Source organism: Deinococcus deserti VCD115, from assembly GCF_000020685.1.
Lineage (GTDB): Bacteria > Deinococcota > Deinococci > Deinococcales > Deinococcaceae > Deinococcus > Deinococcus deserti.
Map to the genome: position 1 here is coordinate 401,944 of NC_012526.1, position 24,056 is coordinate 425,999.

The following is a 24,056-nucleotide window of genomic DNA, read 5'->3' on the forward strand; positions in this document are numbered from 1 at the left end:
GGCATACGGAGGCAGGCCGGAGCCCTCTGTTGATGGCACGAACTGATCCTTACGCTTCCCTGAATTCCGCACGCCTCTGCCGACTGGAGTGGGGTCTTTGCTGGCCAGCCGCATGCTGGCGGTGGCCCCATCGGGTATCAGGCCTACCAGCTCACACGTGACCCGCTGGCCCTGGGGTGGCTGGGTGGGATCGTCACACTGCTGGTGGTTGGAGCAGTGGCGCTGCGTGTGCCCAGCCTGCGGAAACTGCACCTAGACGACCCGGCAGTTGCGGTTCATGTCCATGTGGAACTGGCGTAGCGCATAGACCCGGAGTCGAAGGGTTCAATCTTCTCTCTGCCTGTTTCCGGCCTTGACCTGTGGCACGGATTTGATGGGCAGGCCTCAGGCGGTCTTGATGGGATCAAACAGGACCGCGCCTCCACCAGAAAGGCGCGGTCTTATTGACAGCCTGAAGCTCAGGTTTGGCTGGTCCAGCCCGGAGCGTTCCGCCGTTTCCAGGCCCACAGAGCACCCATCAGAACCAGACCGACGGCAGCCGCTGACATCAGGACCAGGAAGGGAGTCTCACCGGTCAGGGACGTCTGCTGCGGTTTTACGGTCTGAATGAACGACGGCCACGGCGTTGCTCCCTTGGCTACCAGGTCTGAAGCGGAATAGATGTAAAAGCTGCTGGCAGTCCAGAGCCCACCCCCACCTTCGCTGGAGGACCGCAGCAGAACATCGGCGAGCACGGGGGTCAGTGCTCCAAGGCTTGCCACCGCGACCGGCACGAAGGCCGACAGCAGGGTGGCCAGGCCGAACACCAGCGCCGCTTCCAGATAGATCAGGAGGCTGTCGGTGGCCAGGTGTGACCAGAGCAGTTCGCGGTCCATCCAGGTGGCGGGCAGCGGCATGAGCAGCCCCTGAAGGAGCAGGGAAAGCAGCACCAGTCCAGCCAGGATCTGCAGACCGAACAGCAGCCGTCCCCCAACGATCTGCACTCTCGACAGGGGTTGCAGGTTCAGAAAGGCGGCATTCTCGCGCGCTGTGGCACCGAACCACGCGGCGAACATCATCAGGGCGAACTCAAGCACATTCCAGTGCAGCGCTGAGTAGAACGGCACGCGCACGCCGTTCAGGTCACGGTTGCGGTCGGCCAGACCATACATGTTGTCAAAGGGAGTGGCAGTCAAGGCGTAGGCCAGGCTCACGGCGACAGTCACCAGAAACAGCGTGATCCATGTGTGGCGCCGCGCGGTCCATTCAAACCAGATCATGCCTGTCCTCCGATCACTGAGGCGTAAAGCCGATCGAGCGGCCGGGGCCGCACCTGCAGGTCCAGCGGCTGGGCGCTCATCAGCACCCGGATCATTTCGTCGACATTGCCGCTGGCGTGAATCTGCACGACCGGCCCGTCGACCTGAACGTGCTCAGGGGTGTGGTGGGCCTGAAGCCACCCGGCCACTGACGCTGGTACGTCCTCCTGGTAGATGGCCTGCACTGTCTTGTACTGGTCGCGCAGTGCGTCCATCTCACCTTCCAGAACCACCCGGCCCGAGTGCATGAACCCCACGTGATCCGCAATGCCTTCCACCTCGGCCAGGACGTGGGAGGTCAGGATGACTGTGCCGCCGTCCGCCGCGTATTCCGCGAGCCGGGACAGCAAAGCCTGACGGTGAACCGGGTCCAGGCCGTTGGTGGGTTCGTCCAGAACGAGCAGTCTGGGCTGGCTGGCAAACGCGTAGGCCAGCGCCAGACCGATGCGCTGGCCGGTGGACAGGTGCCGGGCAGCGCATCGCAGCGGCACCCCGAACAGGGCAGCGGTTTCCAGGGCAAGTGCAGCGTTCCATTCCGGGTGCAGGCGGGCCCCCACCTGAAAGTGCATCTGCGCGTCGTGCGTGGGCAGCAGGGTCCCGCCGGTCGGTACCAGCGCCACCTGCTCTTTGACCCGCCCGGGGCTGACACTGGGATCAATACCCAGAACAGTCATTCGTCCGGTCTCCACGGGTTCCAGGCCCAGGAAGGCGCGTAGCAGAGTACTTTTGCCGGTACCGTTAGGACCCAGCAGCGCATAGATGCTTCCCTGAACCACCTGCATGGAGCAGTCGTTGAGGATGGTGTGTTTCCCGCGCCGGGTGCGCAGGTCCTGGGCCTGTAGGACGACGGGCATCATGAGGTGACCTCCGTGGACGTGGTGAGCTCCTGCAGCAGCGTGTGCAGAGTGGCAGGGGTAATCCCGGCATGAAGCAGGCGGGTGGTGATCAGCTGGAACTCGCGTATCAGCGCTTCCTGCTGGGCTGGAGGCGCGTGCGAACGGGCGGTGATGGTGGTGCCTGCTCCCGCGCGGCTCTCGATCATGCCGGCGTCCTGCAGGGAGGCGTAGGCCCGCACGATGGTGTTGGGCGCAATTCGCAGCCGGGAAGCCAGCGCACGAACCGGCGGAAGCGTATCCCCCGGCTTAAGCTGACCCAGGTCGATGGCCCGCTTCAGGCTCTCGGAAAGCTGCAGATACAGCGGGACACCACTGTGCAGGTCCAGCTTGATCAGAAGCTCCAGACTTTCGGCCTCTTGTCGCATATCAATAAGACAATACAAGAATGGAGCGATGGACTTGGCCCATCTGTTGAGCCCGTGTGCTTCAGTCAGGGCACAGAGGTGACCGGAAGAGAGGATTTCCCCGAATCAAAAACAAAAAACGCGAACCGGGATATTCCGATTCGCGTTCTGTTCACGTGCCGTCGCCTGGCGAGGCCGTGGGAAGACACTTTTGGTTAGAGCTGAACCCCGGTGGTCAGGGGGTTGGAACTGTGATCAGGTTTACTCAAGCGATGACCTCCTTCGACTGAGATGCCGAAAGATACAGGGTTGATGCCAAGCATTCTGTTCAAGTTTTACTTTTCGATTTTACTGTGCTGGACGGTTTTTTATCGCTATTTATCAGGATTTTTGCATGTAGCGGTCTGCCCGCCCGATTTGTCCTGTGATCGTCAGTCCTGGTGATGCGACCACCGAATCTCGCAAGGAAAGGCTGGCCCACAACCTGAGAGGAAGGGTCTACCCTGGGCGTATGACTGATGACGTGTACCACACCCTTGCCGTGACTGACCGGTCCCAGAGGCGGGCGAAGCTCAGATGACGGGCGCTCTCCAGGACCTGGGCTGGTCCGATTTCTTTGCTGAGGCCGCCGAGCCGTTTTTGCAGGATGAGTCTGTGCAGGCTGAGCCCGGACGGATTGCCAGCGTCGGGCGGGCGTCCTATCAGATCTGGACAGCGCAGGGCCTGGAGGACGCCCTGCTGGCCGGAACGCTGCGTCAGGAAGCACCGGGGCAGCAGGTGCCGGTGATCGGCGATTGGGTCATTGCGCAGCGTCTGGCAGAGGCGCAGGCTTTACGCATTCAGCAGGTGCTTCCCCGGCGCACCACGTTCGCCCGCGCGGTGCATGGCGGCACAGCCGAGCAGATCATTGCAGCCAACGTGGACGTCGTGTTTATCGTCACGACGCCGGATCAGGATTTTGACCTGCCGCGCCTGGGCCGATATGTAGCCGCAGTGCAGGTCAGCGGCGCCGAGCCGGTCGTGCTGCTCAACAAATCAGACCTTGTGCAGGACGCCGCCTGGTATCTGGAACAGGTCAGACGCCTTGGGCCCGATCTACCGGCGCATCAGATCTCGGCAGCTCAGCATGGCGGGCTCGACAGTATCCAGCCTTACTTCACACCCGGCCGGACCGTGGCCCTGATCGGTTCGTCCGGCGTGGGCAAATCCACCCTGACCAACCGGCTCCTGGGCCAGGAGGTCGCGGCCACCGGCAGCGTGCGTGAGACCGATCAGCAGGGCCGGCACACCACGACGGGCCGGACCCTTTACCGGGTGCCCGGCGGGGGACTGCTGATCGACAACCCTGGCCTGCGGGATATCGCAGTCTGGGACGCCGACTCCCGCAGCGTGAACTTTGAGGTGATCGAGGAACTGGCGACCAAGTGCCGCTTCCGCAAATGCACCCACATGACCGAACCCGGGTGTGCCGTTCAGCGCGCCGTCCAGAAAGGGCAACTGGACGCACAGGTTCTGGCGGCCTACCACGAGGCCCAGGGTCAGCCGGTACGCCGCCCGAAAAAGCGCTGAGGCAAAACAAAAACGCAGCGACAATGACCACAGAGGTGTTCATGGGCGTGCCGCGTCACCGTAAGCCGGTTTGAGTAGAAAGAAAAGCGGGCGGTGGAGCATAAGCCACCGCCCGCTTTCTCTGCTGCGTTAAATTTCCCGCTCGGTCCTTGCCCGCTCCCAGTCGCTGACCCGGGAGATTTCGTTCAGGTCATCCTCGGTCAGCTGCAGGTCCACTGTGCCCAGCAGTTCCTGAAGCTGCTTGACGCTGTTGGCCCCGATAATCGGCGCGGTCACCGCCGGCTGCGTGAGCAGCCACGCCAGCGAGACCTGCGCCGGGTGAGCCTGGTGCCGCTCGGCAACCGAAACCAGCGTCTCGACGGTGTCGAAGTTCTGGTCGCTGAATCGCCGCGCGGCATTCTCGCTGGCACGTACGCTGTCGGGCAGCGGTTGGCCGCGCCGGTACTTGCCGGTCAGCATTCCCCCGCCCAGCGGGCTCCAGGGCACCACACCCAGGCCGTACTCCGCGGCCACGCGCTGCTGCTCGCGCTCGAAGTTCGCGCGGGTGGGGGAGAGCAGGCTGTACTCCGGCTGGATGCTGACATAGCTTTCCAGACCGCGGCGGTCACTGGTCCACAGGGCCTGCATCAGGCGCCACGCGCTGTAGTTCGAGCAGCCGATGTAGCGAACATAACCGCGCTTCACCAACTCGGTGAAGGCTTCGAGCGTTTCCTCGATGGGCGTCTGGTTGTCCACCCAGTGCGCCTGATACAGGTCAATGTGATCGACCTGCATGCGGCGCAGGCTGTCCTCGCAGGCCTTCAGAATCCAGCGCCGGGACAGCCCTTCGCGCTGGTGAATGGTGCCGCGCCCTTCGCTACCGCGCGGGCCCATCGGTCCCCGGACCTTGGTCGCCACGACCATCTGGTCGCGGTTGCCGCGGGCTTTCATCCAGCGGCCCATGATCTCCTCGGACACGCCTCCAGGGTTGTCCGGGGTCCAGTTGCTGTAGATGTCGGCGGTGTCCAGGAAGTTGCCGCCGGCCTCGGCGTAGGCGTCCATGATGTCAAAGGACGTCTGTTCGTCGGCACTCCAGCCGAACTGCATGGTGCCCAGGCCAATGGGGAAAAGGTGCAGGCCGCTGCGGCCAAGTCTGCGGTAGGGGGTCATGTCTGGTGCCTCCAGGTGGGGGTTTGGTCGGTATCAGGGTGCCGGAGACGGCGCCTCAGGACGGATACGGGTTCCAGCGGGTCGGCTCGTTAAGCTATGAAAAGTCGTCAGAAACGGTGGGGCCCTGGATGTGACGCCTGCGCGCCAGGACCCCTTTCAGGGCAAACGATACTGACCTCAGGTGTCACTCAGCGCCACGAAGCGCAGATCCAGGTCCGGCAGACGCTGGATAAAGTGGTCCAGCAACTCCAGGGCGCCGCTGAGGTCGCGTTCGTCCACCACCTCTACGGGGCTGTGGGTATAGCGGTTGGCCACCGATACCGCGCCGGTCGGTATGCCCTGGCTTCCGTACTGCAGGGCCCCGGCGTCGGTGCCAATGCCGCGCAGCAGTTCGTGCTGTACAGCGATCCCGCCCGCGTCCGCAGCAGCGATGAGGCCGCGCCGCACTGCCGGATGCGCCATGGTCGAGAAGTCCATCACCTTCACGGCCGGCCCGGCTCCCAGCTGAAGGTGGCAGGTCCCCAGCTCAGGCGTATCGTCGGCGGCCGTCATGTCCAGAGCCAGGGCCACGTCGGCCTTGTAGGCGCTGGCCACCGCCTGAGCGCCGCGCAGCCCGACCTCCTCCTGCACCGTGAAGGCAAAGATGACCGTGACCGGCGGAGGGCTGTCCTGGTACCGTTCCAGCAGGGCCAGCATCACGGCGCAGCCGGCCCGGTCATCTACCGCGTGGGCTGTGTAACGGCCGGTGTTCTGACCCAGTTCGGTCAACACCCCCACGAATCCGACCGGATCTCCCAGATGAACCCCCATGCCGATGGCTTCGTCCGCATTGCGCGCGCCAATATCCACATACAGTTCGGGTGCGGGCACGATCCGTTGCCGGTCGGTGTCAGTCAGCAGGTGGGCACTTTTTGTGCCGATCACGCCCATCAGCCGGCCCTGCTGCGTGCGCACCCAGACGCGCTGTGCAGGCAGGATGCGGTCATCGGTGCCGCCTACTTTTTCCAGCCGCAGAAACCCGGTGGGGGTGATCTGCCTGACCCGGAAGCCGACCTCGTCCATGTGTGCCGCGACAATCACCCGGCGTGCTCCCTCGCTGGCGGCGCGCCGGATGGCAATGACATTCCCGAAGGCGTCCACCTCCGTGTGATCGGCCAGCGCGGCAGCGGCATGGTGGACGGCCCGGATAACGTCCTCCTCACTGCCGCTGGGTCCGGTGAGCCGGACAAGGTGACGCAGATGCGCAAGGGCGGGCGAATCACCGTGGCCTGCTTCTGCGCCCGGGTGGTTGTGGTTTTCTGGCATAACGACAGGATAGAAGTCCTGACGGTCCGTTTGCTCGGTGCCGTGCGCCCGGTAATGTTTATCAATGGCCTGGACGTACAGAAGGGTCGCACGCAGGGCGGGTGTCGGGAAAGTGCCTTTATGCCACATCAGACTGCGGAGCCTTCCGGGCAGCCGATTGTCCGCAGGCACCAAAAGGAACGTGCTGTGAAGCTGAAGCCGCAGGCAGAAGATTCAGTGGATATGCCCCGCGCTTCATGCAGCGTGTTTCGACCGGAGAGCCTTCGCGGGGCGGCTCGGATTCGCTGGACCGGCGCTCAGAGGCCGGGAAACTGTTTATGCAGTCCAGTACTACCTTAAGTAAGAATTGCGAAGCAGAGGCTGTGTTAGCTTCGAATTCAGGCCACACTCGACATGACCAATTTTCCCTCCAGCCCCCAGGATGATCAGGCCCCCAGCTCTGGGGCCGGTCAGGTTGAGGCTCTGCTGGCGCGGGCATCGCAGCTTGAGCAGCAGGACTGGGCCAGTGCGCTGCTGGTGTTGTGCGAGGCCCTGACCCTGGCGCGGCAGCAGGAGGATCAGAGCAGCCCCGCGCGTGTTCTGCTGCAACTGGCGACGTTGGAATGGCGACTGTCGAAGTTTGACAGTGCCCAGGCTCACGCGAGTGAAGCCCTGCAGGATTTTCGCAGGCGTGCCGACCAGCACCACGAGGCCTGGTGCCTGCGGCTGCTGGGCAATATCCACGGGGTGCAGGGGCAGTACGTTGCGGCGTCTGAGCTCCTGCAGGCGTCGGCCGCGCTCAGCCGTGAAACGGGCAACCGCACCTGTCTGGCCTCGTGTCTCAATAACCTGGGCATTATTGCCAACGAGCTGGGCGATTATGCGTCCGGACTGGAATATCTGCTCGAAGCGTTAAAGACCTACGACGAGCACGATCTTCACGTTCCATCGACCCTGAACAACATCGCGACCCACTACCGGCAGCTGGGACAGCACGCCAGCGCACTGGAGCATCATGAGCAGGCGTTGGAACGCGCCCGGTCGCTCGGAGCGCATGGATTAACGGCGGCGTATATCCACAACATGGCCGAGACGCTGAGACAGTCTGACCGTCATGAACAGGCCATGCCGCTCCTGGAAGAGTCCCTGACACTGGCCCGCCAGATCGGAGACCGTCAGACCGAACTGCTGGCCCTGGACAGTCTGGGGCAGACCCATCAGGCGCTGGGAGCTCCGGAACTGGCCCGGCAGTGCTATGAGGAAGGGCTGCGCCTGGCTCCTTCTGCGCGGCACCCGCTGGCCGAGGTGAAGCTGCTGATGCATCACGCGTCGTTGCAGCCAGAGGGCCGCCGCGAGATGCTTGAGCAGTCCCTGAGGCTGTCCCAGGACAAGAATCTGCGCGCAGAACTGCTGGAGGCCCATGATCTGCTGGCCCGGTTTCACCGGGAGGCGGGGGAGTTCAGGCTTGCACTGGAGCACCTTGAGCAGGCGCGTGCCGTGGAAAGGGAGCTGTTCAATGAAGCTCAGGACCACCGGACCCAGGCGCTGCAGATTCAATACGATCTGGCCAGAACACGGGCATCGAACGAAGCCCAGCGTCAGCTCAACGAGCAGCTGCGGCGAGCAAATGAGGAACTCGATGCGTTCAGCTATACCATCTCGCACGATCTGCGCGCGCCAGTCCGGCATATCAAGGGTTTTGTCGGGCTGCTGCGCAGCGTGATGGACACGGACGCGCACCCCAAGTCCGGGCGGTATCTGAATGTCATTGAGGACTCCACCGACCGCTTGAACAATCTGATTGACGCCATGCTGAACTTTGCTCGTCAGTCACAGGAGCCACTGCAGCTGACCCAGGTAGATCTGGGGCAACTGGTCGGGTCGCTTCAGGCTGAACTGGCTGCGCAGGTGCAGGATCAGCGCGTGTGCTGGCAGATCGGAAGCCTGCCGGTGGTGCAGGGCGACTTCGCACTGCTGAGGCAGGTGATGATCAACCTGCTCTCCAACGCGCTGAAGTATTCGAGGCCCCGGGACGAGAGCGTGGTCGAGGTCTGGGCGGAACGTCAGGGTGCGGTCTGGGCGGTTCACGTTCGCGATAACGGGGTCGGATTCGATCCCCAGTACGCCGACAAACTGTTCGGGGTATTTCAGCGCCTGCACCGCCAGGACGAATTTGAAGGTACCGGGGTCGGGCTGGCCACGGTGCAGCGAATAGTGATCCGGCACGGAGGTGAGGTGTCGGCCACGTCACAGGGCAACGAAGGCGCCACTTTTACCTTCACGCTGCCGGCCTGAAGGCTGCCTGTCTGTTCGGTGCGCAGTGACCAGAGCTACCGGGCGCCGGCTTGAGGCGCGCCCCGAGCACCCTGAAACATCCTGATCCAGATCGACACCGCCAGCACACAGCCTGCCAGGACCAGCAGAACCACAGGAATTGCCGATACGCTGGAGGAACTGACAGCCAGCCCCATCAGTGGCTGGATCGCCACTGCGCCCATCGTTCCGCCCGTCATGGCAATCGGGAGCCGCCGGGGGGTGAGATGCTGGCCGTACCAGGCGACAGTGGTGGGGAAAACCGGTGCCAGAACGAGGCCCAGAAGCATGTAGGCGGCCACGCGCAGGTCGGGCAGGGAGGTGAGTGCAGCGGCGCCGATGGCCAGTACAGCGGCGGCCGGAACCAGCACCTGTGGGGGAAACTTCGCAGTCAGCGGCGCGCCGGCAAAGCGGCCCAGCATAAAGGCCAGCCAGAATCCGCTGACCAGGGCGGCAGCGTTCCGGGCGCCCAGCTGCGGCGCCAGGTGAGTGGTCATCCAGCTTGCTGCACCGACCTCAGTCATCACGTACAGGAACAGCAGCAGCGTAAACAGCGTAATGCCGCGTTTTGCCCGTGGAACTGTATCCCGGGGCGCCGTGGTTGGTGCCGTCCGGGGTAACCCACGGGCACAGACCAGCACCACAAAGGCCAGCAGGCCGACCACGACGAAAGGCCAGCGGGTGGTGCCGCTGGACAGTGCCGCCACCAGGAGTGGCCCAAGGACACATCCCAGCCCGAACATGGCATTGACCATATTCAGCACGGGAGCAGAGCGCTCGGGAAGACTGGCCAGCGAAACGTTGATGGCGCTGCTGACGCCGCCGATGCCCAGGCCAGCGACCAGGGCAGACAGAAGCGCCAGAGTCCAGCCAGGAGAGAAGCCGACGCCGACCGCACCTATCCCCACATGCAGCAGTGAGATGGACAGCATCCGGCGTACGCCGAAGTACCCCATCAGCCAGGTGGCGCCCAGCATGGCACTGCTGGAACCCAGGAAACTGACCCCGGCAATCCAGCCGACCTGCGCCTGGGTCAGGTCGAAGTGTTCCAGAAGTCGCGGATATATCGGGCCATACAGGGAGATATACATCCCCTGAACAGCAAAGGCGACAGCGCCAACAACGTGAAGAGGAATTTCCCTGCCGGAGAATGCCATGCGGCTTCAAGCTACGCGCCGTGTCGGCGTGAAGTGTGCAGCAGGCTAGAACGGGCGATCATCTGAGCTTTATCCAGGGCCTGGGGCGTCTCAGGACGGTGGCCTGCTCTCCGGTAAAGAGGCGCCCACCTGACCGATGTCAGGAAAGCCGGCACATGGGAACTCCATGTGCCGGCTGGTGAGTCGGTGGTTATGCGAAGAAGGGCCTTCAGGGCAGGGCCACGAATCGCTCCAGGAAGTTCCGGGCCGAGTCCGTATCCAGCCGGTAAGTCACATTGGTGCTTTTGCACAGCGCGTCCCCGGTGATGGTCGTCCCGGCGACCAGATTCGTCTCACTCGCCCCGGCGCCCAGGAAGTTCGGCCCACCAGAGTCACCGTAGCAGGTGCCGCCGTTGCCCGTCGCCGGATTCTGCGAGATGCGCAGCCACGCCGGGTTGACCGCATTCAGGGTGCCGAATGAATATTCACGGGTGTCGAGATATCCGTTGACCGGTCCGCCGGGTTGATTGACCGCTTCCTGGCCTCCGTAGCCCACGCTGGTGAACTGCTGATCCGGTGACAGGCGGTCAAACTGGCCCCGGGTGGGCAGGCGGGCGGGGGTCAGGCCAGTGACGGGCTTGTCGAAGACCACTACCGCAATGTCGTGAGGGTCATTCTGGGCCGCGCCATATTGCGGGTGGGCGTGGAGGGTCCCGGTATGCAGTTTCGTCTGCCTGCTGTATTTACTGTCAAACATGACCGTGACCCGCGCCTGGCCCAGGTCGCAGTGAGCCGCCGTAAGAAATACAGTTGTAGAAATCAGCGTGCCTGAGCAGTAAGGATAGGTCTGAGCGCCGAACTCGCCGACAAGGGCGCCCACAAAAGGGTGCCTGTTGCCGTCGGGCTGACCGTAGGTGATGGCCAGGGCAGACGCAAACAGCATGGAACTCAGGGCGGCGGCAGTCTTGAGGGGGAAATGCATCAGAGAGTCCTCCGGGGACAGGCCTGTGACCACTTGCGGGCAGGCAGCTTGACTGGCGAGAGGGCCCAAGTGTAACTCAAGCTCTCCGGGACGCAGTCTGTAAGCCTGGGCCGCAGGGGCAGTATCCAGAGGCAGGCGTTTGCTCGCGGCAAGTGCTCAGGAGGTCCCCAATCAGTTCTGCCGTGAGTGTCATGACGGAACTGACTGGGGCTCCAAATCATGGAGCTGGAGGCATGATGTCCGGAAGGATGATGGTCCACGGGGGCGCCACTGGAAGAACGCCAGGTGATTGCTCTGTTCTTCCTGTTTTCCTGTTTCCGGCGCCAGGCCCCTTCAGCCGCGCGGCTTACTGGTTGGTGGTCAGCGTTGCTCCTTTGGGAAGCAGGTAGGTCACCACCACCGATGCGGGAACCTGACCAACATTTCTGGCCTGCACAACCTCGTTGACCCGTTCAGTGAAGGTTTCGCCAGCCTTGTAGGTTCGTTCTGTGCCTCCTGCTCTGAAGGTGATTTCACCTTCCAGTACAGTCACGTAGCCCTCGCCCCCGTGGGTATGTACTGGTGTGGCGGCGCCCGGAGCAAAATTCATCATGAACTGCACCACGCTGAATGCACCTGTGGGACGGGTTGGCGTAAAGGTGTTGCGGGCAATGGTCTTCTGTCCAGCTGGAGTCGGCGCGTTCGGATCCTGCTGGGTGGTCAGGGCCGCGCCCTTGGGCAACAGGAACGTGATGACATAGCGCGCCGGAGTTGTTCCGCTATTGCCTGCCTGACCCATCTCCCCTGGATTTTCCAGAATCGTTTCTCCCGCTTTGGCCTTGCGCTCCTGTCCACCTGCGAGGCGGAATGTAATTTCTCCACTCAGCACCGTCATATAGCCGTGTCCGCCATGGGTATGTACGGTGGAAAAAGCCCCAGGCGCAAACTCCGTGACTGTCTGCACGACGTCAAACTCCGCTGGAACATTGACCGCGTCCACGGAGGTCTGATGGCTGACTACGGGGCGGAGCGTCATGGCGGTGCTATGCATGTCGGGGGCGTGGGTCGTGGAGACAGCTGGCATACAGGCCACCAGGGAAACGCTGACCACGACTCCAAGAATCACAGGGACGCTTTTCATAGCTTCCTCCGGACACGGCACCTTGGCCGCGTCGCGCAGATCAATCAGGGCGAGCCACAAGCCGCCGTCCGGAGCCCCGCCATCAGAAACGCACCCTTCTCAGGCTGGGGCGATACCCATGTGCTTTACCTCTTATGGACCCTGGAGGTCAGGGAAGAAGGTCCGCACGGGCCGGTCTCACTATTGGCTCCAACATCCCCTGCCAGTGACCGTGCCGTCAGGATGTCTTCTCTGCTCCCGTGATGAGTTATGGTCCCATTTTGATGAGGGCGGCAAATAAATGTTTTGTAAACAGGGATTAAGAAATGGAAAAAATTTAAGGCGCACTAGTCGGCTGAACCACTCAGAATCGGAGCTCCGACTTTACGCAGAAACTGTAGGGCAATCAGGCCATGTCCGGCGTCTGAGGGGTGAACCCGGTCGGGTGCCCACATACCGGGATGAGTAACCTCGGCCGCCGCATCGAACGCGGGCTGCAACTCCACCACCGGAATCTGCCGCTCACGTCCCAGGGCCGTCATCAACCCTGCGTAGTGCTCGACCCTCTGGCGCATGGACTCGGCACGGTTGGGTTCAACCAGAAACGGCGTCATCAGCAGCGGCTGCCCCCCTGCCTGAATGGTGCGGTCCAGCAGCCCGGAGAGCCGCTCCTGATATTCCTCTGGCGGCACCGCCAGGTCAGGCTGACCAGCAAAGGCCCGCCAGACATCGTTGACGCCAATCTTGATGCTGACCCAGTCAGGCTGGTGGGCCGTCACGTCCTGCTCCCAGCGGGCGCTGAGGTCGCGTACAGAGTCCCCACTGACACCACGGTTGATCACCTTCAGATTGAGCTCCGGACAGCTGGCCAGAAGCAGGGCACGGACCATCCTCACGTAGCCCTGCCCCCATTCCCCTGTGCCCTGGGTGCGCCCGGCATCGGTAATGCTGTCCCCGATCATCAACACAGTCTGATGTGCTTTAAACAACATGTGGCCTCCAGATGATGCCGAACAGGGGAGCCACGCGCCCAGACGGTTCAGCTTTGCCCCACGGGTTGACCCCGCAGCGTAGGTGCCGGGGCCAGTCCGGATGCAGAGGGTTGTTCTGCACCCCCAGGCGACGTTGACGCGCTGCTGCTGACGTCAGACTGGGTCTGTGGGGGAAGACCTAACCATACAGACGCTGAAAAGCAGCACTGTAGGCCGTACGTGGGGCATGTGACGGTACGCGTGGGACCGGAAGCCCGGCCAGCGACGCCGTGCCCATAGCCTCCTGCAAACTGGCGTACAGGCCGGCTTCCGGCATGGCCAGCAGGGCTGCACCCTCGGCGGCGCCGGCTGTGGAGGCAGTGCGGTAAATGTCGAGGTCCAGACCCTGGGCCATCAGACCCAGCCACAGGTCACTGCGGGCGCCGCCGCCCGTGGCCAGCAGAGACTGCAGTTGCGTGTGCTGCCGCATCACATCGTGAGTCTCGGCCAGGGCAAAGGCTGTGCCTTCCAGCACGGCCCGCACCAGGTGGCCGCGGCTGTGGGCCAGGCTCAGGTTCAGCCAGGCCGCGCGCAGATCGCTGCGCATATGCGGGCTGCGCTCTCCGGCCAGGAACGGCAGGAACAGGACGTTTTCCTCGCTGGGAACGGCTTTTTCCGCTTCGCGCAGCAGGGTTTCGAAACTCACCTCCGGGCACAGTCGGTCGCGCAGCCACTGCAGCGCTCCGGCGCAGGCCAGGGTGACACCCAGCAGGTGATAGCCACCGTCGGCGTGGGCAAACAGGTGCACGCGACCTCTCGGATCAGGCGTGGGGCTGCTCAGGGGAGCAAACAGCACTCCGCTGGTTCCCAGGCTGACGCTGCCGATTTCCGGCTGTGCCGAGCCCAGTCCAAGGGCCACCGCTGCCGCGGCGTTGTCTCCGCCGCCAGCCACGACCGGCAGCCCCGCAGGAAGTCCGGTCACGGCTGCCAGCGAGGAATGCAGGGTGCCCACCCGGGCCGTCGAAGGCCTGACTTCAGGAAACAGCGTGGCGGCAAGCCCCAGGGCGGACAGGATGTCGGCGTCCCATTCCAGCCGGGCAAGGTTCAGTGCTCCGACCCCGCTGGCATCCGACGGTTCGGATGCCAGCACCCCGGTCAGGGCGTATCCCAGGTAATCCTTGGGCAGCAGGACGTGGGCCAGCCGGGCAAAGACCTCCGGCTCGGCGCTTTTCAGCCACAGCACCTTGGGGAGCTGGAAGCCGGTCACTGCGCGGTTGCCGGTGCGGGCGATTAGGTCTGTTAAAGGAACGCGCGCCTCAATGTCCTGAACCTGCCGGGCTGTGCGCTGGTCATTCCACAGCGGCGCGGGGCGCAGGACCTCACCGTGGGCATCCAGAAACACCGCTCCATGCATTTGCCCACTCAGGCCTAATGCCAGGGGAGTATGGCCAGTCTCCGACAGCTGCCCGGCGACTTCCCCCAGGGCGCTCAGCGTGGCGGCCACCCAATCTTCAGGGCGCTGCTCGGTCCAGCCGGGCTGTGGAGTCAGCAGCGGGTATTCCCGTGTCACCGATACAACCGTACGCCGTGTGGCATCCAGTGCCACCACCTTGACACCACTGGTGCCCAGGTCTATTCCCAGGGTTACGGGCTCCCCGGGACCGGCTGGACCTCCGGAACTGACTGACCTGACCTCGGCAGACTCGCTCATAAGCCGACCTTCACGCTGAGCTGGGCGACAGGTAGGGAGCCCTCTAGGTCCGCAGGCAGGGCGCAGCGTGCCGGGGTGATGTTACGTTCTGAAAGTACGATTCTGCTGTCCATTGGGGCTCCTGGTGGTCTTCCCGGGCACCGCGCCCGTTTCTTCTGACTGGGTTTTCGAGTATATCTTCCGGGGGCCTGCCGGAGGGCCTGGGGAGACTTGGAAATGCACCGCAGCGGCCTTGTCAGAGCGTGCGCAGATAAGTTGTTCCGGACAGAAACCCGCATGTCCCGGACCAGCCATGCCAGAAATACGCAAAAAGGCGGCGGGACCGCTCCCGGAAAGTGACGCTCAGATGCCTGGTCACTTCCCGGAAACTGCCTCGTCGGGACGGTGTTGTCTGTTTCGTCGGCCAGGGGGTATGGGCCTATGGCTGACTGTGCCCGCTGCTGCCTCTCAAAAGCCTGACCGTTCCGCAGGACCGGCCTTGTCTGACTATTCTTCCATAGACTCGACCAGCTCCAGAAATATTTTTGCCAGTGCCGGATCGAACTGTGCCCCAGCCTGACGCCGGATTTCCTCGCGGGCTTCAGCAGGTGTCCATGGGCGTTTATAGGGACGCTCACTGGTCAGCGCGTCGTAGACATCCACCAGGCTGAACACACGTGCGGCCAGCGGGATGTCCTCGCCAGCAAGACCGTCCGGATAGCCGCGGCCGTCCCAGCGCTCATGGTGATGTCGGATCAGGCTGCGGGCAATGGGATGAATGGTTGGAATGCGCTGGATCATGTCGGCCCCGGTGGCGGCGTGAGTCTGCATCAGGCGCCACTCCTCAGCGTCAAGCTTGCCCGGCTTAAGCAGCACCGAGTCCGGAATGGCCAGCTTGCCGACATCGTGCAGGTAGGCGCCCTGACGCAGGCCCTCGCGCTCCTCGTCTTTCAGGCCCAGATGACAGGCAAAGCGGGTGGAAAGGGTCACCACCCGTTCGGTGTGGCCGTGGGTCTCGAAATCCCGCAGTTCCAGTGACATGCCCAGGGCCAGCAGGGCGCCTTCGCGGGTATTTTTCAGGTCCTCGATATAGGCATGCCGTTCAATCACCCGTCCAATCAGCTCCGCTACGCGGGTTGCCAGGGTTTCCGCCGCGCTGGGCAGGGTCCGCCGCGGCTGGAACCAGATAAAGCAGACCAGACCGACCCGGCGGCCACGGTCCACCACCGGAATCACGACCAGGCCCTGCACCCCGGCTCTGACCAGGGCAGGCACAGCGTCGGGGCTCTGGGGGTAAGACCCGGCGACGATCCTGGGAGCCTCGGGGTCCAGCAGCTGGTCCAGCTCCTGAGAATCTTCGATCAGGGGGGCTACGGCAGCATGAAACGAGGACGGCGCAGACCCGTCACTGACCGCAGTTCGGGGGTCCAGATGCAGGTAGCCCGCGTAATCAGCCCCCAGAAAAGTCCGCGCCGCCGCGACGCAACGCTGCGCGACCTGTGCAGGGGGATCCAGAGCGCCCTTCAGACGCGCCAGATCGGCCAGCAGATGCAGTTCGGCCACCCGCTCGGCCTGCCCCTGCTCGGCACGCACCCGCTGCAGGGCACTGACGCCGGAGGAGGCGACTGCCGCAATCAGTTTTGCCTCCAGGTCGGTAAACGGGGCCTGTGCTCTGTGCGCCGCCACCAGCACCCCCAGAGCCTGTTCACCGGCCCAGAGCGGCGTGACCAGCAGCGTGGCTTCAGGCAGGTGGAACAGTTCAGCACTGGCGGCATCAGCCCTGACCTGCTGCTGGCGGCGGGAGTGCAGCGCAGCCCACAGCGGCCCATCGTCACACGGCACGCTGCGTGGGGTGGTCTCGGACGGCCAGCCTCGTACCGTCAGTTGCAGGGTCTCCTCATCGGGCAGGTGGCGCAGATACACCACCTGTTCGGTTTCCAGCAGTTTGACCGCCTCCATGCACAGGGGCGTTTCCACATCGTCGGGCGTACGGGCGTCCCGCAGGGTGGCGCTGACCCGGACCAGAACCTCCAGTTCGCGTTGCCGGGCCAGCTCACGTGCGCGGCGCCGGTAGTCGGACAGCAGGGCCGCGGCAAGGGCTGCGAACTCTTCGGCCGTCTGCAGGGCCGACTGATCGAAGGCGGCCTCGTGACTCAGGTTGTCCAGGTTGATTACGGCCAAGACCTCACCGTTCAGCACCACCGGAACGCTGACGTTGGCCTTGAGCTGCCGCAGGGCTCCGTAACGCTCGTAGACCTCCCGCTGTTCGAGGCTGTCTACGGCCACCCGCGAATGCTCGCGGACTGCATCTGCGCCTTCGATCAGGCGGGCCCGGCCAGTCTGCCAGTCCCCGGCTCCATACCAGGCATGGGCATCGGCAACACTATGCCGCATGCCCAGCAGGGCATCTGAAAATCCCACCTGAGCGCGATATACGAAGCCACGCTCCTCAAACAGGGTCAGCGATCCGGCCTCGGCGCCCGGGACACTGACCACCGCCGCTTCCAGCAGACCTTTCCAGGCGACGTCATCAAGTTCTCCTTCCTGGGCCAGGAGATGCAGGGTGGCCCGGATGGCCTCCAGCACAGACGCCGGAGTATGAGGTGTGGTTGTCGAATAACCGGTTGGCTGAGGCGCCTGCATGTGGCGGGCCGCGCGCTTGGCGATCTTGTCACGCAGCATGCGCTGATCGGCCAGCCGTAACAGGTCGCTGGCGCTTACCGCGTCAGCCGGCGAGGAAGCAATGCCGAACGATGCATTGACCAGCAGGAATCCGCTCTCACGGGTCAGCAGCACGGTCTGCGCTGCCATGTCCAGCAAAGAATCGGGCGGCTCACCTTCGAAAATCACAGCAAATTCATCGCCTCCGAAGCGGAAGACCGATCCCTGGTGAAACACCCGCCCCAGCGCCGAGGAAAAAGTTTTCAGAAACTCATCGCCACGGGTGTGCCCAAAGCGGTCGTTCATGGCTTTGAGCTCATCCAGATCAAAAATCACCAGATGTACTGCAGTGCCGGTGTGTTCGGCCTGGGTCAGGGCTGTATCCAGGATCAGATCGAAAGCCCGGCGGTTGCTCAGCCGGGTCAGAGGATCGCGGTAGGCCAGGTTTTCCAGTGCATTGGTACGTTCCTGGACCCGGCTTTCAAGTTCAGTGTTGGCTGCTTGGAGGGCCTGCTGCAGTTCATGGCGCTCGGTCAGGTCACGGGCAACCACGATCACGCCGTCCACCTCACCAGATGACAGCTGCAGCGGAAAGGTGTCGGCTTCAAACACGCGCTCACGGCCACTGAGGTGAATCCGTCGCTCGTGGCGCAGATGTTCTCCGGTACGCATGACGTGTTCCTCGGAAGCCCGGGTGCGGATGTATTCCTCTTCGCCAAACAGTTCCAGGTCAATCTGGCCGGGCGCGCCCCGGCGGTATCCCAGCACCCGCTCGGCTGCCGGATTAAGGTCGAGAATCATTCCCGCACTGTCCCTGAAGATCACCAGGTCAGTGGTGTGGGCCATCATGGCCTGAAGCCGCGCCTCATGCGCCTGCTGCTGCTGAAACGAAGCTTGCAGTGCCTGGGTCGCCCGCTCACGTTCCAGTTCTATGACCGCCAGTTCTGCCAGCTGGGTCAGAATCAGTTGCTGCTCTGAGGTCAGGGGGGCCTGAGGGCGCGTGTCCAGCACACAAAGGCTCCCGATGGCGTATCCGTCGGGGGTGTACAGGGGAGTTCCGGCGTAGTACCGCAGATGCGGCTCATCCACGACCAGAGGATGCTGCTTGAAGTGCGCGTCGAGGGCAGTATCCGGAATTTCCAGCAACAGCTCGCCCGGTGGCAGGCTGATGGTATGCGTGCAGAAGCACAGCTCCCGGGGCATGTTGGATCCCTCCCAGTTGAAATGCGCCCGGGTGTGCTGCTGGTGTTCGCTGATCAGGTTGAGCTGAGCTCCCTGGCGGCCAAGAAACCTCGCCGCAAGCTGCGTAATGTTTTCCAGCGCATGACTCGAAGAGGAGTTGGAGAGGACGTAACGAGCAAGCGCGAGCAGCCGGTCATGGTCAGGCGACGAAGCATCCTTCACGAAGGCCTCCGGAGTGTGGGGGACCACTTCAATGTAACCAGTTCTTCTGTCTGTTCCCAGTCGCTGAGGAGTTTATGAAAACCTTATGGCAGCTTTGAGTCGGAATTCTGCCTCAGATGACTGGCGTACTCCAGCCTTAATCTCAGGAAGCATCACGGCGTACAGTCGTCACAACGATGACCCTGAATGAGATCGGCAGATGCCATTTCCCTGAACGTTGTCCACCTGGGAAGGCGCGCAGAACAGGTCTAAAGGAAAAAGAGTCGTGTTCCGTACTCAGGTCCCTGACCAGAATCAGGCGACACAAACCAGTGGACCTGATTCCGATAGGACCTTACGGTCCGAAGAAATTGATCCACCAGCAGGTGCACGGCCAGGAGCTTCAAAAATGCAGACAGAATTGTGCCGCTACTGGTCGAGAACAGAATGGTGTGCTGCCTTCCCCTATAGCCAAAGCCTGGTTACCGGCAACTTCCTGCGCTTGATCCTGGGAATGGCAAGACAGCCTCAGGGGTATATCTTCCCTGGCCGGGTGTGGTGCTTACTGCCCTTACCTTCTCTGGGGAGCGCGGTAATGGGTCAGCATGCGTCTGCCCTTGGCCGGATTGAGACTCGGAAAACCTGGAAAAATGTTCGACGACAAAGCCCCCGTTTTCATGGGGGCTTTGTCGTCATGTTTGGTTGTCGCAATCTCTGTACAACAGACCGGAACTACATACCTGCGAGCTGCACCGCTTGAGGTTGCCTTACAGGTCTGGATTTCAGCTCGACAGATCTCTTACAGCCTGGAGGTCGTGCTGTCGCTGCCACCAACAAACTCGCCGTTGTGACGACGCATGACTTCTTCCAGCACGTCGTTGGGCACAGTGTCCTCTACAGCCACTGCACGGCCGCCACGGCTCATGGTGCTGTCGATGCTGTCGTAGTGGGTATCGTCCACTTCGTATTCGGCTGTCCTGCCGTCGTGATTTTCATCCACACCCATGGCACCACCGGTGGCGCCCACTGCAGCGCCTACGCCCGCGCCCAGGGCCGTCATGCCCAGAATCACCGGGAGCGCCAGTCCGCCGGTGGCAGCCGTGGCAGCGGCCGTGCCGATGACGCCAGCTGCACTCAGCACACCAGCGCCGGCACCTACCGCAGCGCCCACACCGGTGCCCTTGACTGCTCCAGCACCAGCATCCTCGGCACCGGCGCTGGCACCGTCACCGCCATCGCTATAGCTCTGGGTCGTCGTGGTGGAGGCCGAACCGCGGCGGTTCAGGGTAGTGCTTCCCATTTCCTCGCGGACCACGCCACGCTGCCTCAGGTCGGAAACAAAGGCGTCAGCGTCAGCAGCAGTTGGAAAAATAATATGTTTCATGCCTCAATTGTTGTCAGAGGCAGATTCGGGCATATGAGATTCCGCGAAAGACGGACTGTAAAACACAGAAGGTTGTCCTGACCTTTCTTAAGGCTGAGGGTGGCTTATACTGATGTGCTTGCTGCCCGTGCTGTGTTCTGCACCCAGGGTGGCGATCCCTCCGGGACCTCAACAGTTCCGACCGTTTCTTTCTCCGCTGCGTGTGTCACTGGCCGCGCATTTCCAGATCCCCTCCCGGCAGGGCCCACCGCCGGAGGCAGCCCGCATTTCAAGCGGTGCTGCGGAAGGACTGCCATGCCCCGAACCTCTGCTCCCCATCGCCCCCGCCCCGAAACCGCCCAACCCAGCGTGACGCCTGACCGCTGGCCCGAGCTGCTCGGTGGCCGCACTCCCACTCCCGTCCAGGCAGGTGCCATTCCTGCTCTGCTGGCCGGACGCGACGTGATTACGACCGCGCGCACCGGCAGCGGAAAAACACTGGCGTTTCTGATTCCGGCGGCAGCACGCGGCATCGGGATGAGTGCCGCGCGCGGCATGCGCCCCGAGGTGCTGGTCATTACGCCCACCCGGGAACTGGCGGTGCAGATCCGTGATGTGGCGCGTGAACTCGGCATGCCCGCCGGACGCATTACCGGCGGCATCACGCCGGCCCAGACGCGCAGCGAGGCCAGTGGCAAGGGCCTGATTGCCGGCACTCCGGGGCGCCTCAAGGATCTGGTCAACAAGGGTGAACTGGACCTGCGCGGCCTGCGGTACGTGGTGCTCGACGAGGCCGACGAACTGCTCTCGCTGGGCTTCCTGAAGGATGTGGGTGACATCCTGCGCGCCGCCCAGCGGGCTGCCGCGCCCACCCACCTGCAGATGGCCATGGCCTCGGCGACTTTCCCGGCAGCTATCCGCAGTGTGGCTGAGCAGTTCATGAAGTCGCCCGAGCGCATCGACATCATGCCTGACCCCACAGTGGCCGCCCGCGCCGACGAGGACATCCTGGGCGGGGCCACTGGAGCGACACACCTGCTGGTCAACACCAGCCGGGCCGACGTGCTGGACGTCACCGCCGAGCATGTCCGTGACGCCCTGAAAGCACCGGGCGGCTGCGTGGTGATTTTCTGCCGCACCAAGCATCTGGTCAAGCGGCGCGCCGAGCAGCTGCAGGCCATGCTGCCGGGCGAACTCGTCAGCCCGCTGCAGGGCAACATGGACCAGAAAAAGCGCGAGCGCACCATGCAGCAGCTGCGTGACGGCCAGTCCCGCGTGCTGATTGCCACGGACATCGCCGGTCGCGGCATCGACCTGCCTGAAGTGCGCATCGTGATTCATATGGATGTGGCCGCCACTGCTGAGGACCACGTCCACCGTTCCGGCCGTACGGCACGCGCCGGCCGTCCCGGAGTCAACCTCGTGCTGCTGATTCCTGAGCAGCGGGCGCTGTGGCAGAGCATCCGCCGGAGCCTGCCGGCGCCGCTGCACCCTCCTGTGACCCGCGAGGAATCCCAGATCGACAAGGAGATCCAGGAGAAGCAGGGTGGCGGCGGCAACCGGGGCGGCGCAAGCTCCGGGCGCAGCCAGGGCGGCAGGAGCCAGGAGGGAAGCCGGCAGGGCCCGGGCCGCAGCAGTGAGACCCGTGGGCAGTCCAGGCCCCAGGGCCAGCCCCGTGATCAGGGTCAGGCCCGCGGCAGCCGTGACGGTGGCCGCAGCGAGTCCCGGAGCGGAACCGGGGCAGGACGGGTAGGTCCGCAGCCCGCCCGCCGCCGCCGCTGACACTGAGTCACATGCCCCTCTCTGAATATCAGGGAGGGGTTTTTCCTTGGCCCTCAGAAAAGACGGCTGAATCCCGGTATTGTTCTGGGGCCTGGTGAAATAACGTCTCCCCGGAGTGCCGCCAGGAAGCGACCAGGCCGTAGGCCTAGTGCCGACTACTTCAGCAGGACGGGCGCTTTTCGTCTGAGAGGTCAGAGCACCAGAGGTCAGCCTCCTGGCCGCTTCATGTTGCCAGGCAACGGACGCAGCCGCCGCGCTGTCACGTAAGGCTCAGCGCCTCAGCCAGGGAGCCGCCCAGCGCGTGACCGTCGGCATCACCAGATAGGTCATCACCGCCACCACCAGCACCATCTGCGGCAGTGCGCGCAGCAGGGGCGGCCAGTGTCCCACGGCGGGGGCCAGCAGCAGACCGCTGCCCACGCTCACCGGATACAGGGCCGCCAGCGTGACCAGCGCCATTTTCCATCGGGGAGGCTGACGCAGGGTGGGCGCTGCAGGCGGCGTGAACCAGAACTCCAGCCCGGGCTGTTTCTCGAAGCTGACCTGACCATCAATCAGGGGCTCGACTTTGGAAAGCCATTCGGCACGCTCGGCCGAGAGTTCCCAGTCGGCGGCAGCGCGCAGCGAATCGAACCGTGTGACCAGCGTGTACTCCCGGTCTCCGGCCACCGGACGGATGATGCCGGTGCCGCGGTGCCCAGGCACGCGGCTCAGCAGCGCTGCACCCTCGGTCAGCAGGGCTTCGTATTCGGCTTCACGGCCAGGACGCACCCGGCGGCGCACCACCAGACTGACCGGGTCGGTCTCGGCGCGTTCCGGCAGGCTCATTTACAGCCGGCTCTCGATGGCGCGGGCGTGCGCTTCCAGGCCCTCGGCGCGCGCCAGGACAGCGCCGGCCGGTCCAATGTGCTGCACTGCACTGGCGTTGAGCCCCACCACACTGATGATGTTCTGAAAGTCCCTCACGTTGACCGGGCTCATGAAGCGCGCAGTGCCGCCGGTAGGCATCACGTGGCTGGGGCCGGCCACGTAGTCGCCCAGCGCTTCCATGCTGTACTCCCCAAGAAACACGCCTCCGGCGCGTGTGACCTGCCCCAGCAGACTCCAGGGATCACGGGTCAGCAGGCACAGGTGCTCAGGGGCGTACAGGTTGGCCAGGGCCAGGGCTTCGTTCAGGTCGGCGGCCAGCACCACTTTCATGCGGGAAAGCACGCTGTCACGGGCCCAGCTGCGGTTGGGCTCAGGCAGGGCTTCAAGCTGACCGCTGAGCTCCGCCTGCACGGCCACAAGCAGCGCGCGGCTGGTCGAGACCAGCACCGGCTCGGCACCGTTGTGCTCGGCCTGGGCCAGCAGATCGGCCGCCACGTGACGGGGGTCGGCGCTGTCGTCGGCCACCACCAGCGTCTCGGTGGGCCCCGGCAGGCTTTCGATCCCGGTCTGGCCGTAGACCAGCCGCTTGGCAATCACCACGAACAGGTTGCCGGGGCCGGCAATCTTGTCCACGGCGGCAATACTGGCGGTGCCGTAGGCCAGCGCGGCAATCGCCTGGGCACCGCCAGCCCGGTAGATCTGGGTAATCCCCAGTTCACGTGCGGCCACCAGAATCGCCGGGTGAACCGTGCCGTCACGGGCCGGCGGCGTGGTCACCACGATGTCCTGCACTCCGGCCACCTGCGCCGGCACGGCTGTGTGAATCAGGGTGCTGATCAGAGGCGCCAGGCCTCCAGGGACATACACGCCTACGCGTGACAGCGGGCGCACCAGTTGCCCCAGGGCACCTTCGGGGGTGTGGTTCAGGAACCCGTGCGCCGGCTGCTGTTCATAAAAGGCGCGGACGCGGGCCACCGCCAGCCGGATGGCCGCGTGCAGTTCCTCGTCTACCTGTGCGGCGGCAATCTCGGCGCCGCTGACGGCCAGCACCTCCGGGCGCGTGCCGTCAAGTTTCTCGGTCCAGTCACGCAGGGCGTCGTCCCCACGGGCGCGGACGTCGGCCAGGATGCGCTCGACGACCTGCTCAGGGCTCAAAGCCTCACCGAAAGTCGCCTCGATGCGAGCCAGAACAGCGTCCGGTACAGGAATCTCATCGAAACTGCGGGTCAGGGCGGCGCGCGCCGCGGCACCTTCTAGAACTTGCAT

At 63.8% G+C, this 24,056-nt stretch carries 17 protein-coding genes; 3 read left to right on the forward strand and 14 right to left on the reverse strand.

The annotated features are described in order from the left end of the window. Positions 1-458: 458 nt before the first annotated feature. From DEIDE_RS02050 to DEIDE_RS02060, 3 genes are read right to left on the reverse strand one after another with little or no spacing between them, the layout of a single operon-like run. Complete coding sequence (locus DEIDE_RS02050; protein WP_012692303.1) at positions 459-1,259, reverse strand: hypothetical protein; 801 nt, start codon at positions 1,257-1,259, stop codon at positions 459-461. Further along, positions 1,256-2,155 (reverse strand): ABC transporter ATP-binding protein, encoded by a 900-nt coding sequence (locus tag DEIDE_RS02055; protein ID WP_012692304.1) that lies wholly within the window; start codon positions 2,153-2,155, stop codon positions 1,256-1,258. The genes DEIDE_RS02050 and DEIDE_RS02055 overlap by 4 nt, the downstream gene beginning before the upstream one ends. Next, positions 2,152-2,559, reverse strand: coding sequence for a GntR family transcriptional regulator (locus tag DEIDE_RS02060; protein ID WP_012692305.1), 408 nt, complete (start codon positions 2,557-2,559; stop codon positions 2,152-2,154). The genes DEIDE_RS02055 and DEIDE_RS02060 overlap by 4 nt, the downstream gene beginning before the upstream one ends. A 555-nt stretch (positions 2,560-3,114) precedes the next feature. On the opposite strand from DEIDE_RS02060, the gene rsgA reads away from it, so the two are divergent. Further along, entirely contained in the window at positions 3,115-4,107 is a 993-nt protein-coding gene (rsgA, locus tag DEIDE_RS02065) for a ribosome small subunit-dependent GTPase A (protein ID WP_012692306.1), read from the forward strand. 129 nt (positions 4,108-4,236) lie between these two features. On the opposite strand, the gene DEIDE_RS02070 is transcribed toward rsgA, so the two are convergent. Both DEIDE_RS02070 and DEIDE_RS02075 read right to left on the reverse strand, forming a co-directional pair. After that, positions 4,237-5,256 (reverse strand): aldo/keto reductase, encoded by a 1,020-nt coding sequence (locus DEIDE_RS02070; protein WP_012692307.1) that lies wholly within the window; start codon positions 5,254-5,256, stop codon positions 4,237-4,239. A gap of 177 nt (positions 5,257-5,433) precedes the next feature. Continuing rightward, positions 5,434-6,561 (reverse strand): M42 family metallopeptidase, encoded by a 1,128-nt coding sequence (locus tag DEIDE_RS02075; protein WP_162485377.1) that lies wholly within the window; start codon positions 6,559-6,561, stop codon positions 5,434-5,436. A gap of 393 nt (positions 6,562-6,954) precedes the next feature. Here DEIDE_RS02075 and DEIDE_RS02080 point away from each other — a divergent pair, with 393 nt between their 5' ends. After that, positions 6,955-8,835, forward strand: a complete 1,881-nt coding sequence (locus DEIDE_RS02080; RefSeq protein WP_012692309.1) for a tetratricopeptide repeat protein — start codon at positions 6,955-6,957, stop codon at positions 8,833-8,835. A gap of 35 nt (positions 8,836-8,870) precedes the next feature. Here the strand turns inward: DEIDE_RS02080 and DEIDE_RS02085 are convergent, their stop codons facing one another. From DEIDE_RS02085 to DEIDE_RS02115, 7 genes are all read right to left on the reverse strand, one after another. Further along, the gene (locus DEIDE_RS02085) at positions 8,871-10,010 is read right to left on the reverse strand and encodes an MFS transporter (protein ID WP_012692310.1); all 1,140 of its coding nucleotides are present in this window, start codon (positions 10,008-10,010) and stop codon (positions 8,871-8,873) included. 208 nt (positions 10,011-10,218) lie between these two features. Continuing rightward, positions 10,219-10,971: a S1 family peptidase gene (locus tag DEIDE_RS02090; RefSeq protein ID WP_012692311.1), complete on the reverse strand. Its 753-nt coding sequence runs from the start codon at positions 10,969-10,971 to the stop codon at positions 10,219-10,221. 346 nt (positions 10,972-11,317) lie between these two features. Next, positions 11,318-12,091 (reverse strand): cupin domain-containing protein, encoded by a 774-nt coding sequence (locus DEIDE_RS02095; protein WP_012692312.1) that lies wholly within the window; start codon positions 12,089-12,091, stop codon positions 11,318-11,320. A 326-nt stretch (positions 12,092-12,417) separates the two neighbouring features. Next, positions 12,418-13,062 (reverse strand): SGNH/GDSL hydrolase family protein, encoded by a 645-nt coding sequence (locus DEIDE_RS02100; RefSeq protein ID WP_012692313.1) that lies wholly within the window; start codon positions 13,060-13,062, stop codon positions 12,418-12,420. Positions 13,063-13,240: 178 nt separating this feature from the next. Beyond that, entirely contained in the window at positions 13,241-14,752 is a 1,512-nt protein-coding gene (xylB, locus tag DEIDE_RS02105) for a xylulokinase (protein ID WP_012692314.1), read from the reverse strand. Positions 14,753-15,238: 486 nt separating this feature from the next. Then, entirely contained in the window at positions 15,239-18,796 is a 3,558-nt protein-coding gene (locus DEIDE_RS17875) for an HD domain-containing phosphohydrolase (RefSeq protein WP_012692315.1), read from the reverse strand. Positions 18,797-19,574: 778 nt separating this feature from the next. Further along, complete coding sequence (locus DEIDE_RS02115) at positions 19,575-20,159, reverse strand: hypothetical protein (RefSeq protein ID WP_012692316.1); 585 nt, start codon at positions 20,157-20,159, stop codon at positions 19,575-19,577. A 294-nt stretch (positions 20,160-20,453) separates the two neighbouring features. Here DEIDE_RS02115 and DEIDE_RS02120 point away from each other — a divergent pair, with 294 nt between their 5' ends. Further along, positions 20,454-21,920 (forward strand): DEAD/DEAH box helicase, encoded by a 1,467-nt coding sequence (locus DEIDE_RS02120; RefSeq protein ID WP_012692317.1) that lies wholly within the window; start codon positions 20,454-20,456, stop codon positions 21,918-21,920. A gap of 270 nt (positions 21,921-22,190) precedes the next feature. Here the strand turns inward: DEIDE_RS02120 and DEIDE_RS02125 are convergent, their stop codons facing one another. Together DEIDE_RS02125 and hisD are read right to left on the reverse strand one after the other, a co-directional pair. Next, positions 22,191-22,748 carry an antibiotic biosynthesis monooxygenase gene (locus DEIDE_RS02125; protein WP_012692318.1) on the reverse strand — a complete coding sequence of 186 codons (558 nt, stop codon included), beginning with the start codon at positions 22,746-22,748 and terminating at the stop codon, positions 22,191-22,193. Continuing rightward, positions 22,749-24,056 carry a histidinol dehydrogenase gene (hisD, locus tag DEIDE_RS02130; RefSeq protein WP_012692319.1) on the reverse strand — a complete coding sequence of 436 codons (1,308 nt, stop codon included), beginning with the start codon at positions 24,054-24,056 and terminating at the stop codon, positions 22,749-22,751.